We start from the raw sequence: 16347 nt of genomic DNA on the forward strand, positions 1-16347 counted from the left end.
GTCGGTGGCGCCCGCTCCCGGAAAACAAGGGCGGCATGGGGGGGACCTCTCGTAGGAACTCGGACGTTCGCCGCCCGAAGCTATCTTTGAATGTTCATCATCACAAGGTCGTGTCACGCAGATCACGCGAAGGTCACACGGCGTTCAGGCGTCACACCCGTCACAGGATTTCGGGCCGTTCGACGCCCGTACCGCTCTCCACGCCGAACTGCACGGGCAGTTGGCGAAGCCCACGCATGATGAGACCGCCGCGCCACCGCAGTTCGGACGGTTCCGCCGCCAGCCGCACATCGGGCAGCCGCCGCAGCAGCGAACTCAGCGCAACTCGGCCTTCCAGCCGGGCGAGCGGCGCACCCAGGCAGTAGTGGATTCCGTGCCCGTACCCCAGGTGCTGGTTGTCGCGCCGCCCCAGGTCCAGTACGTCCGGACGGTCGAACTTGGCCGGATCACGGTCGGCCGCGGCCAGCACCACCAGCACCGGGTCGCCCTCACCGATGCGCTCCCCACCGATCTCCAGTGGCTCGGTCGCGAAACGCCAGGTCGCCATCTCAACAGGGCCGTCGTAGCGGAGGAGTTCCTCGACCGCCGCGGCCAGCAGCGCCTCGTCTCCCTCGGCGACGGCGCGCGTCAGCCCGGCCCGCTGCCCCGGGTTCCGGAGCAGGGCGTACGTGCCGTTGCCGATCAGGTTGACCGTCGTCTCGAAACCCGCGAAGAGCAGGATGAACGCCATGGCGGCGGCCTCGTTCTCGGTGAGCTGCTCCCCGTGGTCGCTGGCGCGGATCAGGCCCGAGATCAGGTCTTCGCCCGGCTTCTCCCTTTTGCGGTGGATGAGTTCGGCCAGGTAGTTGCGCATCTTCTTCACCGCGCGGCCGACTCCGCCGCGCGGCGGGCCGGACTGGCCCGGCTTGTGGTGGCGCAGCATCATGCCCGCCCAGTCGCGGAAGTCGTCCTGGTCCTCGGCGGGGACGCCGAGCATGTCGCAGATCGCGTAGATGGGGAGGGGGAAGGCGAACTCGTGGATGAGGTCCGCCTCTCCGCGTCCGGCGAAGCCGTCGATGAGCTGGTCCGTCAACTCCCGTACGCGGGGCTCGAACTCCGCGACCCGGGCCGGCGTGAAGGCTTTCGACACGAGGCGGCGGAGCCGGGTGTGGTCCGGCGGGTCGATGTTGAGCAGGTGCGTCATCAGGTTCGCGCTGCGCTCCCCCGGAATGCCCACCTTGCCCTTGCCGTGGGCGGAACGCTCGCTGTGGTGCCCGGGGTTCTTGCTCAGGCGCTGGTCAGCGAGCGCCTGCCGGGCGTCCGTGTAACGCGTGACCAGCCACGCCTCGACACCGCTGGGCAGTTCGGTCCTGCGTACGGGGGCGTGCTCGCGCAGCCAGGCGTAGGCGGGGTACGGGTCGGCCGCGAACTCCCAGTCGAAGAGCGGGGGCATGGGGCACGCCTCGGACGTGTGTGCCGAGATGCCGGCCTCGTCCTCGGCGAGCTGGCGGGCGGCGACGCTGCGCACCGCCGTCTCGTCTGCGGGGGTGTTGTCTTGCACACGTCGACGCTAGCGGGTGCAGGAAGTCGCGGAGGTCGCCCCGGGCAGCCGCTCACGGCGGGAGGCACCTGCCGACGGCACCCCCGAGGGCACCCGCCGACGGGCGGCGGATTCGAGGCGCCATGGGCGGACGGGCGGGAGGGACGGGGCGCGAGGGGGGCGGCGCCTCCTGCCCTGAGCCACCGGAGGCGCTCGGTGCCGCTGTGCGAGGGCGCCGTACGGACGCGGTACGGGCCCGGAAACGGGCGAGGGGAGAGGCATCTCCGGCTCCCGGCGAGTGCCTGGCCGGTCCTTCTTGCGACGGTCGACCTGCGGGACGCTCCCTCGCTCAGGCCCGGCAGGCGGGCCCCGCTCCCAGTACCCGCTCACCGGATGAGGGCGGGGCTGCAACTCGGCGTCACCCTTCGCCGGACGCTGCGCAGCGCGTGCGGCTTACGGACTCAGTGGTGGCCCGGGCCGCCGCTCCCGAACGAACCGCTGCTGCCCTCATCCCACTTGGGCTGCGGCCGCTCGTGCTCACCTGGATGACTGTCGGAGTCGTAGTCCTTGAAGTCGTAGGGCATGCGCCGCAGCCCGTCGTGCGGCACTTCGTCAGGGACACGGTGACTCGTCTCGTACCCCTGCGGCTCCTCCGGGCCCGGCTCCCCCGGGCTGGAAGGGCGCTGATCTCCGCGGCTGCGGATCCGGATGCCGTACGAGACGGCAAGGATCAGGCCGACCACGACCACGATGCCTGCCACCAAGGGGGCGATCCCCACCAGCAGGTCGCGGTTGTCGGCAAGCGGAATCAGCGAGGCGATTCCGGCGAGTGCTGCGTACATGGCGTACGGGTACCCCCGATCGGCCGGGTATGCGGTGCCCTCACAGAGCGCTGCCACGGGGCGTGAGCACCGCTCTCGGAACGGAGCGGCGTTTGGACGGTTCCCGCGTGGAGCACCGTCACGAGGCGTGAGCGCCGCTCTCGGAACGGAGCGGCGTTTGGACGGTTCCCACGTGGAGCACCGTCACGAGGCGTGAGCGCCGCTCTCGGAGCGAAGCAGCGTCGGACCGTTGCCGCGTGGAGCACCGCCACGAGGCGTGAGCACCGCTCTCGGAACGGAGCACCGGCGGACCGTTGCCGCGTGGAGCACCGCCCGGCCCGTGAGCACCGCTCACGAAACGAAGCAGCGTCGAACCGATCACCACGTGGAGCACCGCCCTGGCCCGTGAGCACCGCTCACGAAACGAAGCACCGGCGGACGGATCACCGCGTGGAGCACCGCTCACAGAGCAGAGCGCCGACCGCGACCTCGGCCTATGCGCCCTCACCCTCCGCATCCTCACCCTCCGCGCCGACCGCTCCCTCCGCTCCCGCGACCCCCGCACCCTCACCCTCCGCGCCGACCGCTCCCTCCGCTCCCGCGACCCCCGCGCCCGCACCCTCACCCTCCGCGCCCGCGACCCCCGCGCTCTCGGTCGCGCGGATCGCGTCGCGGTACGTACGTGCGGCGGCTCGGAGCGCCGTCTCCGGGTCGGTCCCTTCCGCTTCGGCGCGTACGGCCAGCGCCAGCAGTTCGTATCCGACACCGGGCCCTTGCGGAGTGCCTCCGGGCAACTCCAGACCGGCCAGGCGCACCCTGCTCGCCAGCTTCGCGGCGAGCGCCAGCGCAGGCTGCCCGAGCGGAATCCCCTCCGTCACCGAGTCCCGCTGCTTCTCCTCCGCTTTGGTGCGCAGCCAGTGGGCCCGTACGTCCTCGGCCGTCGCGGCCTGTTCCTCCCCGAAGACGTGCGGGTGCCGGTGCACGAGCTTCTCCACGATGGCGCCGGCGACGTCGTCGATGGAGAACGGCTCGTCCGGGTCCTCCTGGGCGATGCGGGCGTGGAAGACGACCTGAAGCAGCACGTCGCCGAGCTCTTCGCACAGCTCGGCCCGGTCCCCGTCCTCGATGGCCTCGACGAGTTCGTACATCTCCTCGATGCCGTACTTGGCCAGCCCTTCGTGCGTGCGTGCGCCGCTCCACGGACAGTCGCTGCGAATGCTGTCCATGACCTGCACCAGGTCGAGGAAGCGTGCGCCGGGCAGGTCGTAGGAGCCCGGCAGCAGCTCCAGCTCGGGCATCGCGGTCCGTCCCGATCCGGCGAGGGCCGCGAGGGAGTCGGTCAGCCGGGGTTCGCCTTCCGGCGCTGCGATGACGACGGTCGTACGGCCTTCGGAGCCCGCGTCGACGAGTTCCTGTGCCTTGGGTTCACTCCCGGCGTCCACTTTGATTCCGGCTTCCCGCACGTAGGGCAGCTGCGGGTGTTCCGGGTCCGCGCACACGACGTGATCGGCGTTGCGCAGCGCCTCCCAGGCGGGCCAGGACAGCAGCCCCGGAGCGACGCGGTGGCTGGTGGTCAGGAGGATGATGCGACCAGTAGGAACGGATGTGCTCACGCGTCGAACGTACCGCAGCAGCCGGTCAGTCCATCCCCCCCTGCCGGCCCGCCGCACTCATTGCCGGGTTCCGCGGAACGGTCGCTCCCGAGGCCCGAGACGTCCCGGCCGGCGCCGGCCGCCCGTCGCTCCGAGACCGCTGGCCGGCGCTCCGAGCAACGGGCCTGGCAGAGACCGGCCGGTCCCGCAGGACCGGCCGCCGCCCTGCGGCGCCGCCGCCCCGTCAGGACTGCTGCTGCTGGCGGTCGGCCTGCCTGCCGGAGATGTCCCGCAGCCACGGCTCGTTCTGGTTGCCCAGGACGGACTGCTTCGCGTCCCACTTGCCGAAGCGCGGGTTGACGCTGATGTGCATGCCCTCGGAGGTCTTGGAGAACTTGTCCGCCAGCGCCTTGTTGCTCTCCGGCGAACCCGGCTGGATGCCCGCGGCCTTGGCGATCTTGTCCACGGCGAGCTGCATGCGCAGACGGTTGTCGATGTCGCCGGGAGCGATGGCCTGCTGCTGGAGCAGGGCCTCCTTCAGTTTCTTCGCCCCGCCCGCCTGCTTCTCCAACTGCGCCCGCGCCTCGCCGACTTCGCGGCGGGTCACGGAGACGCCGGCGTCGTCGGCGGCCTTCTCCACGATCCGTTCGCGGATGAGGTTGTCGAGGGTGGCGCGCGTCAACTGACCGCTGCCCTTGATGATCTCTTCGCCGCGCGGGATTTCGCGCTGTGCGTCCCTGACGTCCTTCACCTTCGCCTGGAGCTGCCCCATCGTGATCCGCTCACCGCCCAGCACGGCAGCTGCACCGGGGTGCGCGTCGTTGCCGCACGCGGTGAGCAGCGGTGCTGCGACGAGCAGCGTGGCTGCACCGCAGACGGTGAGCGCGGACCTGCGGCGACGGCTTCCCTTGGTGCTGCTGTGCATCGATTCTCCCGGACGGCGGCAAGGGTCGTGCGAGGGTGCATGACCTGGCGTTGCTCGATGTTAAGTAGATCGCGGTGGTTGAGACCACCGCTTCGGCTCTCTTCCCGACAACGATTCCGGCGCGGCCGTGGAAGCGCCCCGGCCGCAACCGCCACGCGAAAGCCCCCTGATTTCCGGCCGAGAGCCGCACGGGACGGTCCCGACTGCTGCCCGCGGGCGAGGCCGTGAGCGTATCGGCAGGGGCCCTGGCCCTGTGCGGGCAGCGCCCCCGGCGCCTCACGCCCCCGGCACCGAAGTGAGGAACTCCCCGACCCAGGCCAGCAGATCCCGCCCCACGACGGGCTTGCCGCCGATGCCGCCCGCCTTCGGACGCGGCACCAGCACCTGACGCGTCGCACTCTTGACGACGGAGCGGGGGTAGAGCCGGTCGAGCCGCAGCTCCTGCGACTCACGCAACTCCACCGGGCTGAAACGGACGTTGTTGCCCTGGAGGGTGACGTCGGTGACGCCGCACGAGCGGGCGAGCATGCGCAGTCCCGCCACCAGCAGCAGGTTCTCCACCGGTTCGGGCAACGGGCCGTAGCGGTCGGCGAGTTCCTCGCGGACGGCGGCGATGTCCTCCTCGGAGTTCGCGGAGGCGATGGCCCGGTAGGCCTGCAGGCGCAGCCGCTCGCCGGGGGCGTAGTCGTGCGGTACGTGCGCGTCGACGGGCAGTTCGATCTTGACCTCCAGCGGGGCCTCCTCCACCTCGCCGCCCTGCTCCAGTGCGTTGCGGTAGTCGGCGACGGCCTCGCCGACCATCCGCACGTACAGGTCGAAGCCGACACCCGCGATGTGCCCGGACTGTTCGCCTCCGAGGAGGTTTCCGGCGCCGCGGATCTCCAGGTCCTTCATCGCCACGTACATGCCGGCGCCCATCTCGGTGTGCTGGGCGATGGTCGCCAGCCGCTCGTGTGCGGTCTCCGTCAGCGGCTTCTCCGGCGGGTAGAGGAAGTAGGCGTAGCCGCGCTCGCGGCCGCGCCCGACCCGGCCGCGCAGCTGGTGCAGCTGTGAGAGGCCGAAGTTGTCCCCGCGTTCGACGACGAGGGTGTTGGCGTTGGAGATGTCGATGCCGTTCTCGACGATCGTCGTGGCGACCAGCACGTCCGACTTCTTCTCCCAGAAGTCGACGACGACCTGTTCGAGGGCCTGCTCCGACATCTGTCCGTGCGCCGTCGCGATACGGGCTTCCGGCACGATCTGCCGCAGCCGTGCCGCCGCCCGCTCGATGGACTCCACACGGTTGTGGATGTAGAAGACCTGGCCCTCGCGCAGCAGTTCACGGCGGATCGCTGCGCCGATCTGCTTCTCCTCGTACGGCCCGACGAAGGTCAGCACCGGGTGCCGCTCCTCGGGCGGGGTGGTGATCGTCGACATCTCACGGATGCCGGTGACCGCCATCTCCAGGGTGCGCGGAATGGGAGTGGCGGACATGCTCAGCACGTCCACGTTGGCCCGCAGCTTCTTCAGCTGCTCCTTGTGCTCGACGCCGAAGCGCTGCTCCTCGTCGACGATGAGCAGGCCGAGGTCCTTGAACTTGGTGTCGGAGGAGAAGAGCCGGTGCGTGCCGATGACGACGTCGACGGACCCCTCCCGCAGTCCGTCGACGACGGCCCGCGCCTCGCTCTCGGTCTGGAACCGCGACAGCGCCCGCACGTTGACGGGGAACTGCCCGTACCGCTCGGAGAACGTCGAGAAGTGCTGCTGCACGAGCAGCGTCGTGGGCACGAGCACCGCGACCTGCTTGCCGTCCTGTACGGCCTTGAACGCGGCCCGCACGGCGATCTCGGTCTTGCCATAGCCGACGTCGCCGCAGATCAGCCGGTCCATGGGGACCGACTTCTCCATGTCCTCCTTCACCTCGCCGATGGTGGTCAGCTGGTCGGGCGTCTCGGCGTAGGGGAAGGCGTCCTCCAGCTCCCGCTGCCAGGGCGAGTCCTGCCCGAAGGCGTGCCCGGGGGCCGCCATGCGCGCCGAGTACAGCTTGATCAGGTCGGCGGCGATCTCCTTGACGGCCTTCTTCGCGCGGGCCTTCGTCTTCGTCCAGTCGGCGCCGCCGAGCCGGTGCAGCGAGGGCTGCTCGCCGCCGACGTACTTGGTGACCTGCTCCAGCTGGTCCGTGGGGACGAACAGCCGGTCGCCGGGCTGTCCGCGCTTCGCCGGGGCGTACTCCACCAGCAGGTACTCGCGGGTGGCGCCCTGCACGGTGCGCTGCACCATCTCGACGTAGCGGCCGACGCCGTGCTGCTCGTGCACGATGTAGTCGCCGGGGACGAGTGTGAGCGGGTCGATCTGCTTGCGCCGCCGTACCGGCATACGGGCGGCTTCCCGGCCTGCGGCCTTCTGCCCGGACAGGTCGGTCTCCGTCAGCACGGCCAGCTTCAGCCCCGGGTCGACGAAGCCGTTGTCGAGACACCCCTGGGCCACGTGCACCACCGACGGCGCGATCCCGCCCAGGTCGCTCTCCTGGCGGGCGGCGATCCCCTCGTTGCTGAGCACCTCGACCGTACGGACGGCGGGGCCGTGGGCCTCGGTGACGTACACGCACCGCCAGCCCTCCGACAGCCATCCCTTGGTGTCCGCGAGCGCGCGGGCGGTGTCGCCGCGGTACGTCTCGGGGGCGTGCATGCCGAGGCGCAGGACGTCGTCCCCCTCGGCCTCCAGTTCCGCGTCGCCGCTGAAGGGGCTCACCGACCACCACAGCATGCCCAGCTCGCGTGCGCGCTCCCGGACGTCGGCGATGCCCCACAGCGAGGCCGCCCCGAGGTCGACGGGGGCCTCGCCCGACTCGGACATGGCGGTCGCGCCCCACGACGCCTGGAGGAACTCCTGCGAGGTCGCGACGAGGTCGGCAGCCCGGGTGCGTACCCGCTCCGGGTCGCACACCACGGCCATGGTGCCCTCCGGTACGACGTCGAGCAGCAGCTCCATGTCGTCGACGAGGACCGGCGCCAGCGACTCCATGCCCTCGACGGCGATGCCTTCGGCGATCTTGCCGAGCAGTTCGCCCAGCTCGGGGTGCTCCTCGGCGAGAGCGGCGGCCCGCCGGCGCACCTCGTCCGTCAGCAGCAGCTCCCGGCACGGCGGCGCCCACAGCCCGTGCTCGGCGGCTTCCAGGGACCGCTGGTCGGCGACGCGGAAGTAGCGGATCTCCTCGACCTCGTCGCCCCAGAACTCCACCCGAAGGGGATGCTCCTCGGTGGGCGGGAAGACGTCGAGGATGCCGCCTCGTACGGCGAACTCGCCGCGCTTCTCGACGAGCTCGACCCGGGAGTACGCAGCCGCCGCGAGTGCGTCCACGATCTCGTCCATCTCGACGCTCTGTCCCTGCCGCACCGCGACGGGCTCCAGGTCGCCCAGGCCCGCCACCTGCGGCTGGAGCACCGACCGTACGGGCGCGACGACGACGCTGACGGGGCCCGCACCCGGATCGTCCGCCGCGTCCTCTGCGGGATGCGCGAGGCGGCGCAGGACGGCGAGGCGGCGGCCGACGGTGTCGGAGCGGGGCGAGAGCCGCTCGTGCGGCAGCGTCTCCCACGACGGGTACTCCACGACGCCTTCGGGCGGCAGCAGCGAACGCAGTGCCTCCGTGAGGTCCTCCGCCTCGCGGCCCGTCGCCGTCACGGCCAGCACGGGACGGCCGGAGGAGCGGGCGAGCGCGGCGACGGACAGCGGCCGCGCGGCGGCGGGGCCGACGAGGTCGACGTGGTGCCGGTTGCCGTCGGCGGCGGCCTTGACGGCCTCCTCGAGTGCGGGGTCACGGGCGACGGCGTCGAGCAGTCCGGTGAGACTCATGTGGGGGCTTCCCGTCCGGGGGTGGGCAACGCGAACGCCCCGCAACGGCGCGACGCGGACGTTCCGGGGGTTCCCAAGCGTACGGCGGCCGGACGCCGGCCGGTGACCCGATCGGCGGTGGCGCCCCCGCGAGGGCGACGTCCGGACCGTCGCCCTCGCGGGGCATGCGCCCTCGCAGCGCATGCGGGCTCGCGGGCTCGCGGGGCATGCGCCCGGGCGTCGACAGCGCGGAGGCCCGGGTGGCGTCCGTCACGCTCACCCGGGCCCCGCCGCTGCCGACGCCGGCCGGCTACTCCGTCGCGATCGCGTTCAGCACGTTCATCCGTCCCGCCCGGAACGCCGGGACCAGCGCGGCCACGAGGCCGACGAGCGCCGAGCCGACGAAGACCGAGCCGATCGTCTGCCAGGGGATCTCCAGCACGCCCAGGCCCTCGAGCGCCAGCAGCTTCTGCGCCGCGGCACCCCAGCACATGCCCAGCCCCAGGCCGAGCAGCGCCCCGAAGAGGGCGATGACGACCGACTCCAGCCGGATCATGCGGCGCAGCTGCCGCCGGGAGAGGCCGATGGCCCGCATCAGACCGATCTCACGGGTGCGTTCGACGACGGAGAGGGCGAGGGTGTTCACCACTCCGAGAACGGCGACGATGATCGCCAGCGCCAGCAGCCCGTAGACCATGTTGAGCATCTGCCCGACCTGGTCCTGGAGGGTCTGCTTGTAGTCGGCCTGGTCGCGCACCTGGTACTGCGGGTACGGCTTCATCTCCTTCTTCAGCGCGGCGTACGCGGCGTCCTCCTGCCCCTCCTCCGCCGTGCCGAGCACCATCATGCTGAGCGGGACCTGGTCGGCGGGGAGGTACCGGCGGGCGGTGTCGATGTGGGTGTACATCGCGCCCTTGTCGACGCTGGTGTCGTCGGAGGTGATCGCGGCGACGTCGAGTTCCGCCTTGCGGCCGCCCGAGAAGGCGACCTTCAGGGTGTCCCCGACCTCGACGCCGTGCTCCTTGGCGTAGGCCGCACCGACGGACATGGCGTCCCGGCCGTACGCCGCCGAGAGGTCGCCCGCCGTCGTCTCCCGCCGCAGGTCCTTCATGTACGAGGGGTCGGTGGCGGCGAGCTGCTCGCCCGCGGTGGAGCCGTCGGGCGCGGTGACGCGGGCGCCGACCGCCTTGTAGGAGGTGACCGTCTCCAGCTGCTTCGATTCCTTGATCTTCTTCTCGGCGCCCGCGGTCACCGGCTGGCCGTTGCCGGACTGGACGATGAAGTCCGCTCCGACGGACCGGTCCAGTTCCTCCGTGGCGGACGCGACCATCGACGAGCCGACGACCGAGAGCGACGCGACGAGCGCGAGCCCGATCATCAGCGCGGCGGCGGTCGCCCCGGTACGGCGCGGGTTGCGCAGGGCGTTGCGCTCGGCGAGGCGGCCGACACGTCCGAAGGGACGCAGCGTCACCACCGAAAGCACCCGCACGAGGCCGCCCGCGAGCAGCGGGCCCACGACGACGAACCCGACGAGGGTCAGCACCACGCCGACGCCCAGCCACACCGAACCGTCCGCGGCCTTCTCGGCCTGCGTCGCCGCGTACAGCCCCGCACCACCGCCTCCGGTGAGCAGCACGCCCAGCACGCCGCGCACCACACCGGCCCTGCCGTCGGCGGGAGTTCCGGCGTCCCGCAGCGCCGCCATCGGGGAGACGCGTCCGGCGCGCCGTGCCGGAAGGTAGGCCGCGAGCAGCGTGACGAGGATGCCCAGGACGAGCCCGGCCACGGGCGTCGTCCAGGCGAGCGTCAGCTCCGAGGTGCTGAGGTTCATGCCCATGGCGCCCATCAGCTTCATCAGACCTATGGCCAGGCCGACTCCGGCGCCGACGCCCAGCACGGAACCGACGACGCCCAGCAGCAGCGCCTCGGTCAGCACCGACCTGTTGACCTGCCGGCGGCTGGATCCGATGGCCCGCATGAGGCCGATCTCCCGGGTGCGCTGCGCCACGAGCATCGAGAAGGTGTTGACGATCAGGAAGATCCCGACCAGGAGCGCGATGCCGGCGAAGCCGAGCAGGGCGTACTTCAGCACGTCCAGGAAGGAGCCGATCTGCTCACGGCTGGAGTCGGCGGCCTCCTTCTTCGTCTGGTAGGTGTACTTCCCCGCGCCGAGGGATTCGGTGACGTTCTTCTTCAGCGCCGCGTGCGTGACGCCGCTGTCGGCGGTCACGGCGACGCCCGTGTAGGCGTCCGTGGTACCCAGCAGCTCCCGCTGTGCGGTGCGGGTGTCGAAGTAGACGATCGCCGCACCGGGGTTGGTGACCTGGAAGGTCGCGATGCCGGAGATCTTCGCGTCGAAGTCGCCGGTCGCGGTGATGGTGCGCAGTTCGTCGCCCAGCTTCAGCTTCCGCTTCTTCGCGGTGTCGGCGTCGACCATGACGTCGGCAGCGCCGCGGGGCGCGTGCCCCGAGGTGATCTCCATCGTCGCGCGGTCGCCCGTCGTCCAGTTGGCGGCGATGGTGGGGGCGCCGGTCGTGGAGCCGATGTTCTTGTCGTCGCCGTCCACGACGGTGACCTTCTCGCTGGCGACCATGCCCTCCACGGACTTGGCGCCCTCCGCGGTGCGCGCCCCGGCGAGCGCGGAGGCCGGGACGGTGCGCGGCCTGCCGGTCTCCTGGCCCGCTTCGCGGTCCTCGAGCTTCTTCGGGCCGACGGTCACGTCCGCCGACGTCGAGGCGAACAGCCTGTCGAAGGTGGTGGTCATGGTGTCGGTGAACACCAGCGTCCCGCACACGAACGCCACGGACAGCACGACCGCGACGCCGCTGAGCGCCATCCTCCCCTTGTGCGCGAAGAAGTTGCGCAGGGATGCCTTGAAGACGGTCACGACGCGCTCCTGTAGGTGCCGTTGGAGGCGGTGCCGTGGACGTCGTCGCCCGGTTCCGGGGCGTCCGCGGCGAGGCGCAGCATCTTGTCGAGCACCGCCTCGGCCGTGGGCCTGTGCATCTCGTCGACGATGCGGCCGTCGGCGAGGTAGAGCACGCGGTCGGAATAGGCGGCGGCCACCGGATCGTGGGTGACCATCACGATGGTCTGGCCGAGTTGGTCCACCGAGCGGCGCAGGAACCTGAGCATTTCGGCGCCCGAGCGGGAGTCGAGGTTGCCCGTCGGCTCGTCCGCGAAGATGATCTCGGGCTGCGCAGCAAGGGCGCGTGCGACGGCGACCCGCTGCTGCTGGCCGCCGGAGAGTTCGCTGGGACGGTGCTTGAGGCGGCCGTCGAGATTCACCGTGGCGATGACGTTCTCGAGCCACGCCTTGTCGGGTTTGCGCCCCGCGATGTCCATGGGGAGGGTGATGTTCTCCAGGGCGTCGAGCGTGGGCAGCAGATTGAACGCCTGGAAAATGAAGCCGATCCGGTCCCGGCGCAGCCGTGTGAGCTTCTTGTCCTTCAGCCCCGTGATCTCCTGCTCCCCGACCCAGACCCGGCCCCCTGTCACCGAGTCCAGACCGGCCAGGCAGTGCATCAGGGTCGACTTGCCGGACCCGGAGGGGCCCATGATCGCGGTGAAGGCGCCGCGGGCGATCTCCACGTCGACGTGGTCGAGCGCAACGACCCGGGTCTCCCCCGAACCGTAGGACTTCACCAACTGCTGGGCGGAGGCGGCAACAGCCGAACGTGCCCCGTTGCCCCCTGTTGCGGGTTTCGTCACAGCCGTCGTCACGTTCTTTCTCCTGTCGGGTGTCGTACGGATCGCTGTCGTACGGATCGCTGTCGTGCGGATAGCTGTCATGGCCGTCGTGGCTGTCGTGCGGAGTGCCGTGAAGCGAGGCATGCCGCAGCCCGGTGAGCGTCCCGGCGGACCGTTCCGGTCCGCCCCGTCGGGCCACCGCCACGACCCGAGGGTCGGCCGGGCGGCCTGCGCGACGGTTGCGGCCGCCGTACACGCCGAGCTTTCCGGAAGGACGGTGCGCGCCGCGATGGTGCCCGTACGCGTCTGCGGGCGGGGGTTACCCCCACCTCCGTACGGAGTCCGAACTGCCCCTGCCGGGCCGGACATTCCCGGCGTGCCCTGTCGGCAGCCTATAGACCCCCCGCGGCGGTCTCCTCCTGCCCCAGGACGAAACCCGGGGGCCCGGATCAACAGGGTGCCGACGGGGACAGCCCCTAAGGGGCATTGACACTTTCCGACATTACCGTAAGTAACGATGTGGACTTTGTGACAGGTTCCCGCGCGACCCTTCCACCCGCACCGACCCACCAGTAACGTGCCGACGACCTCGGGTTTTTCGGCTCCGGGCAGAAGGGGAACCACGAATGGCGTTCAACACCGATGATCATCGTGGGTTGCCCGAGGACTACGGAACGTATCCACCCCCGCCCCCGTATCCCCCCTGGCACCCCCAGCCTCCGCACCACGCTCACCAGCCGCCGCCGGGCCGTCAGCCCCCCGCCCCGGCCCGGGAGAACACCGCCCTCCGTCAGCTGCGCACCTCCTACCGCCGGCTGCGCCGCACCCTGGCGGCGGCCGTCCTCTCCTACTACACCGTGTTCCTGGTCATGGCCTCCTACCTGCCGGACGTCATGGACACGGCGGTCGCCGGAAACCTCAACCTCGGGGTGTGCCTGGGCCTTTCACTCGTCCCGATCACCCTCGCGGCGATCCTCGTCTACGAGTTCCTCGCCCGCTCCACCATCGACCCCGTCGCACACCGCGTACGCATAGCCGACGCCGAGGCACGCGAGAAGGCCAGGGCCCGACAGAGGTGGAGCCGGTGAACTCCCAGACAGTCGACGCCGGTTCGCAGTCCCTCTCGTTCGCGATCTTCGCCGGCCTGGTCAGCATCACGATGCTGCTGTGCATCATGACCAGCGCCGAACGGGACGACCTCGACGAGTTCTACACCGGCTTCCGCACCCTCGCCCCCCTGCGCAACGGCCTCGCCATCGCCGGGGACTACATCTCCGCCGCGACAGTCCTCTCGACCATCGGCATCATCGCCCTCACCGGCTTCGACGGGCTCATCCTCGCCCTGAGCACCGCCCTGTCGCTCCTTCTGCTCATGGTGCTCCTGGCCGAACCGCTGCGCCACGCCGGGCGGTTCACCATGGGGGACGCCCTCACCCACCGCGCACCCAGCCGCAGCGTGCGCCTGGCGACGACGGCCGTCACCCTGGCCTCACTGCTGCCCCTGATGGTCTTCCAGCTCTCCGGCGCGGGACACCTCGTCACGCTCGTACTCGGCTTCGAGGGCTCCTCGGTCCGTACGGCCACGATCATCGCCCTCGGCGGTCTCATGATCGGCTACGCGGCCATCGGCGGCATGAAGGGCACCGCCCTCATCCACATCATCAAACTCGTCGTGCTCTTCGCCGCGTCCACGCTGCTCGCAGTGCTCGTCATGGACAAGGTCGGCTGGAACCCCTCCCGCCTCCTCGCTCTCGCCGACGAGGGCAGCGGCGCGGGACCGGCGTTCTCCCGGTCCGGGCTGCTCATCGAGGCCACGTCGCTGGGCAAGGTCGACCTGGTCTTCAGCGCGCTGACCGTCGTCTTCGGCGCGGCCTGCCTGCCCCACGTCACGATGCGCATGTTCACCGCGAAGAACGCGCCCGCGATCCGGCGGGCCATGTCGTACGCCGTGATGATCATGGGTGTCTTCGTCGTCCTCATCGCGGTCGTCGGCGCCGGCGCCACCGCCCTGCTGGGACGGGACGTCATCCAGGCGGGCGGACCCCAGGGCAGCACCGCGATCCTCCAGCTGGCCCAGGCGATCGTCGCGGACTCCGCCACGTTCTCGACCCTCGTCTTCACCACGGTCGCGACCGCGGTCTTCCTGACGCTGCTCTCCTCCGTCGCCGGCATGATCCTCGCCTGCGGGAACTCCCTCGCCCACGACCTGTACGCGCACGTCACCACCGGCAGGGACGCCGAGCCCTCCCCCCGGCGCGAGCTGCTCATCGCCCGGCTCGCCGCGTTCGCCGTGGGCGTGCCCGCCATCGCCACCGCCGTGCTCGTCCAGGACAACGGCCTCCGGGCGCTGATCATCCTCTCCTTCAGCATCGGTGCGTCCGCCATCGCACCCGCCCTCGTCCTCAGCCTCTTCTGGCCGCGCTGCACACGCACCGGTGTACTCGGCTCCCTCATCGGGGGAACGGTCTCCGCGACCGTCGTGACGGTCTTCTCCACCACCGTCTCCGGGACGCCCCAATCCCTCTTCCCCGACTCCGACTTCGACATCTTCCCGCTCACCACCAGCGGCCTGATCAGCATGCCGCTGGGCTTCCTCCTCGGGTGGGCGGGAACCCTTCTCAGCCGGCGGGAGAGCCAGGAACGGCAGATCCAGGAGTACGCGGCGGCCGAGCCGCGCCTCCTGGCGGGAACGGAACGGCGGTGACGGCTCGGGCGCCGTGACCCGAACGGGCCCGCCGACAGGGCCCGTTCAGCGCGCTCGCCCTCCGGGCTGCTCGCCCTGTCCCGGCACGACGACCGACCGGCCGCCCGGGGCGGACGGGACGTCCGGGCCGTCCGGACCGTCCGCCCCGTCCTCCAGCTCGGTCTCCGCCTCCGGCTCCCGGCCCGTGAGTGACGCGAGGGTGCTGCGCACGCGCGCCATGTGCTGCCTCAACTGCTCGGCCCGTTCGGCGTGTTCGCGCAGCACCTCGGCCGTCTCCTGCTCGACGGCCTCCTCACGCACCCGGGCCGCCGCCAGCAGCTCCTCCCCCCGCGCGACGGCCTCGCCCTGCCGCAGCCGTGCCGCCTCCTCCGCCTCCGCGCGTTCGGCCCGCGCCTCCCTCAGCAACTGCTCGCCCCGGGCCGACAAGCCCTCGACATAGGCCTCGACGTCCCCCTCGCGGGCGGCGAGCCGCCGCTCCGCCTCCTCCTGCGCCTCCGCCTGGGCCCGCTCCTGGCCGGCCATGGCCTCGGCGCAGCGCCGCGAGACCTCCCGCAGGTTCTCCTCCGCTGAGGTACGGGCCTCCTCCGCCGCCGCACGGGCCTCCGCGAACAGCGTGACGCCCTCGCTCTTGGCGGCCTCCACCGTCCGGGCTGCGGCCGCTGCCGCGTCCGTACGCACCCGCTGGGCCTCACGCTGCGCCGCCTCACGCCGGGCGACCGAGAGCGATTCCGCCTCCAGCAGCGTCCGCCGCGCGTCCGCCTGACCCGCCTCACGCAGCCGCGTGCTCTCCGCCTCCGCCAGCGACAGCAGCTGCCCGGCCCGCTCACCGAGCGCTTCGTACTCCTGCGGCGGCCTGGACGCGACCGCGTCCCACAGCCGGGCGGCCTCCAGCCGCAACTCCTCAGCGCGGTCCGTGAGTTCAGCGACGTGCTCCCAGTCCTGCCGGGACTCCTCGATCAGGCCGGCCACCATCCTGTCGACCTGCTCGGGCCGGTAACCACGGCCCCGTACAACAGCGAAGGCATGCGGCGACGCACCCATTTCGAGCCCCTTACTCAGCAACCAGCAACACACTCAACGGCGGAGAGGCACATCTTTCTTGATCCGAGCGAAGCGGGCATAACGCAACACTCCATCCGAGCGCACCACGAACGGGGCGTCCGGCCACCGGTACCGGAGCGGAGAGAGCGGCTCAGGGCGTTGACCGGCCGGATTCGGCGGCGGCCGCGGCAAAGAGGAACCCGCCGCCGGTCACCTCGGGTGGACGGCGGACCATCCGTGCG

General features: G+C 71.2%; 10 protein-coding genes. 2 read left to right on the forward strand and 8 right to left on the reverse strand.

Annotated elements, in window-relative coordinates:
- Positions 1-160: 160 nt before the first annotated feature.
- From ACFPA8_RS08780 to ACFPA8_RS08810, 7 genes are all read right to left on the reverse strand, one after another.
- A complete protein-coding gene (locus tag ACFPA8_RS08780; protein ID WP_386446241.1) occupies positions 161-1432 on the reverse strand; it encodes a cytochrome P450 family protein in 1272 nt (423 codons plus the stop codon).
- Between the two features lie 548 nt (positions 1433-1980).
- Positions 1981-2361, reverse strand: a complete 381-nt coding sequence (locus tag ACFPA8_RS08785; RefSeq protein ID WP_386444916.1) for a DUF6479 family protein — start codon at positions 2359-2361, stop codon at positions 1981-1983.
- A 473-nt stretch (positions 2362-2834) separates the two neighbouring features.
- Entirely contained in the window at positions 2835-3953 is a 1119-nt protein-coding gene (locus tag ACFPA8_RS08790) for a nucleoside triphosphate pyrophosphohydrolase (RefSeq protein ID WP_386444918.1), read from the reverse strand.
- Between the two features lie 223 nt (positions 3954-4176).
- A complete protein-coding gene (locus ACFPA8_RS08795; protein WP_386444921.1) occupies positions 4177-4857 on the reverse strand; it encodes a SurA N-terminal domain-containing protein in 681 nt (226 codons plus the stop codon).
- A 276-nt stretch (positions 4858-5133) separates the two neighbouring features.
- Complete coding sequence (gene mfd / locus ACFPA8_RS08800; protein ID WP_386444924.1) at positions 5134-8691, reverse strand: transcription-repair coupling factor; 3558 nt, start codon at positions 8689-8691, stop codon at positions 5134-5136.
- Positions 8692-8980: 289 nt separating this feature from the next.
- Positions 8981-11557, reverse strand: a complete 2577-nt coding sequence (locus ACFPA8_RS08805; protein ID WP_386444927.1) for an ABC transporter permease — start codon at positions 11555-11557, stop codon at positions 8981-8983.
- Positions 11554-12393 (reverse strand): ABC transporter ATP-binding protein, encoded by an 840-nt coding sequence (locus tag ACFPA8_RS08810; protein WP_386446244.1) that lies wholly within the window; start codon positions 12391-12393, stop codon positions 11554-11556. Before ACFPA8_RS08810 ends, ACFPA8_RS08805 begins: the two co-directional genes overlap by 4 nt.
- A 593-nt stretch (positions 12394-12986) precedes the next feature.
- On the opposite strand from ACFPA8_RS08810, the gene ACFPA8_RS08815 reads away from it, so the two are divergent.
- Together ACFPA8_RS08815 and ACFPA8_RS08820 are read left to right on the forward strand one after the other, a co-directional pair.
- Positions 12987-13448: a DUF485 domain-containing protein gene (locus ACFPA8_RS08815; protein WP_386444930.1), complete on the forward strand. Its 462-nt coding sequence runs from the start codon at positions 12987-12989 to the stop codon at positions 13446-13448.
- A complete protein-coding gene (locus ACFPA8_RS08820; protein ID WP_386444933.1) occupies positions 13445-15064 on the forward strand; it encodes a sodium/solute symporter in 1620 nt (539 codons plus the stop codon). The genes ACFPA8_RS08815 and ACFPA8_RS08820 overlap by 4 nt, the downstream gene beginning before the upstream one ends.
- 45 nt (positions 15065-15109) lie before the next feature.
- On the opposite strand, the gene ACFPA8_RS08825 is transcribed toward ACFPA8_RS08820, so the two are convergent.
- Positions 15110-16105 (reverse strand): coiled-coil domain-containing protein, encoded by a 996-nt coding sequence (locus ACFPA8_RS08825; protein WP_386444936.1) that lies wholly within the window; start codon positions 16103-16105, stop codon positions 15110-15112.
- Positions 16106-16347 lie beyond the last annotated feature (242 nt).

It is taken from the genome of Streptomyces ovatisporus (assembly GCF_042653885.1).
In the GTDB taxonomy this organism is placed as follows: Bacteria; Actinomycetota; Actinomycetes; order Streptomycetales; family Streptomycetaceae; genus Streptomyces; species Streptomyces ovatisporus.

Bases quoted from the DNA above. Each gene is read 5' to 3' on its own strand.
- ACFPA8_RS08780 (WP_386446241.1), bottom strand. From the start codon at position 1,432: ATGCCCCCGCTCTTCGACTGGGAGTTCGCGGCCGACCCGTACCCCGCC.
- ACFPA8_RS08785 (WP_386444916.1), bottom strand. From the start codon at position 2,361: ATGTACGCAGCACTCGCCGGAATCGCCTCGCTGATTCCGCTTGCCGAC.
- ACFPA8_RS08795 (WP_386444921.1), bottom strand. From the start codon at position 4,857: ATGCACAGCAGCACCAAGGGAAGCCGTCGCCGCAGGTCCGCGCTCACC.
- mfd (WP_386444924.1), bottom strand. From the start codon at position 8,691: ATGAGTCTCACCGGACTGCTCGACGCCGTCGCCCGTGACCCCGCACTC.
- ACFPA8_RS08815 (WP_386444930.1), top strand. From the start codon at position 12,987: ATGGCGTTCAACACCGATGATCATCGTGGGTTGCCCGAGGACTACGGA.
- ACFPA8_RS08825 (WP_386444936.1), bottom strand. From the start codon at position 16,105: ATGGGTGCGTCGCCGCATGCCTTCGCTGTTGTACGGGGCCGTGGTTAC.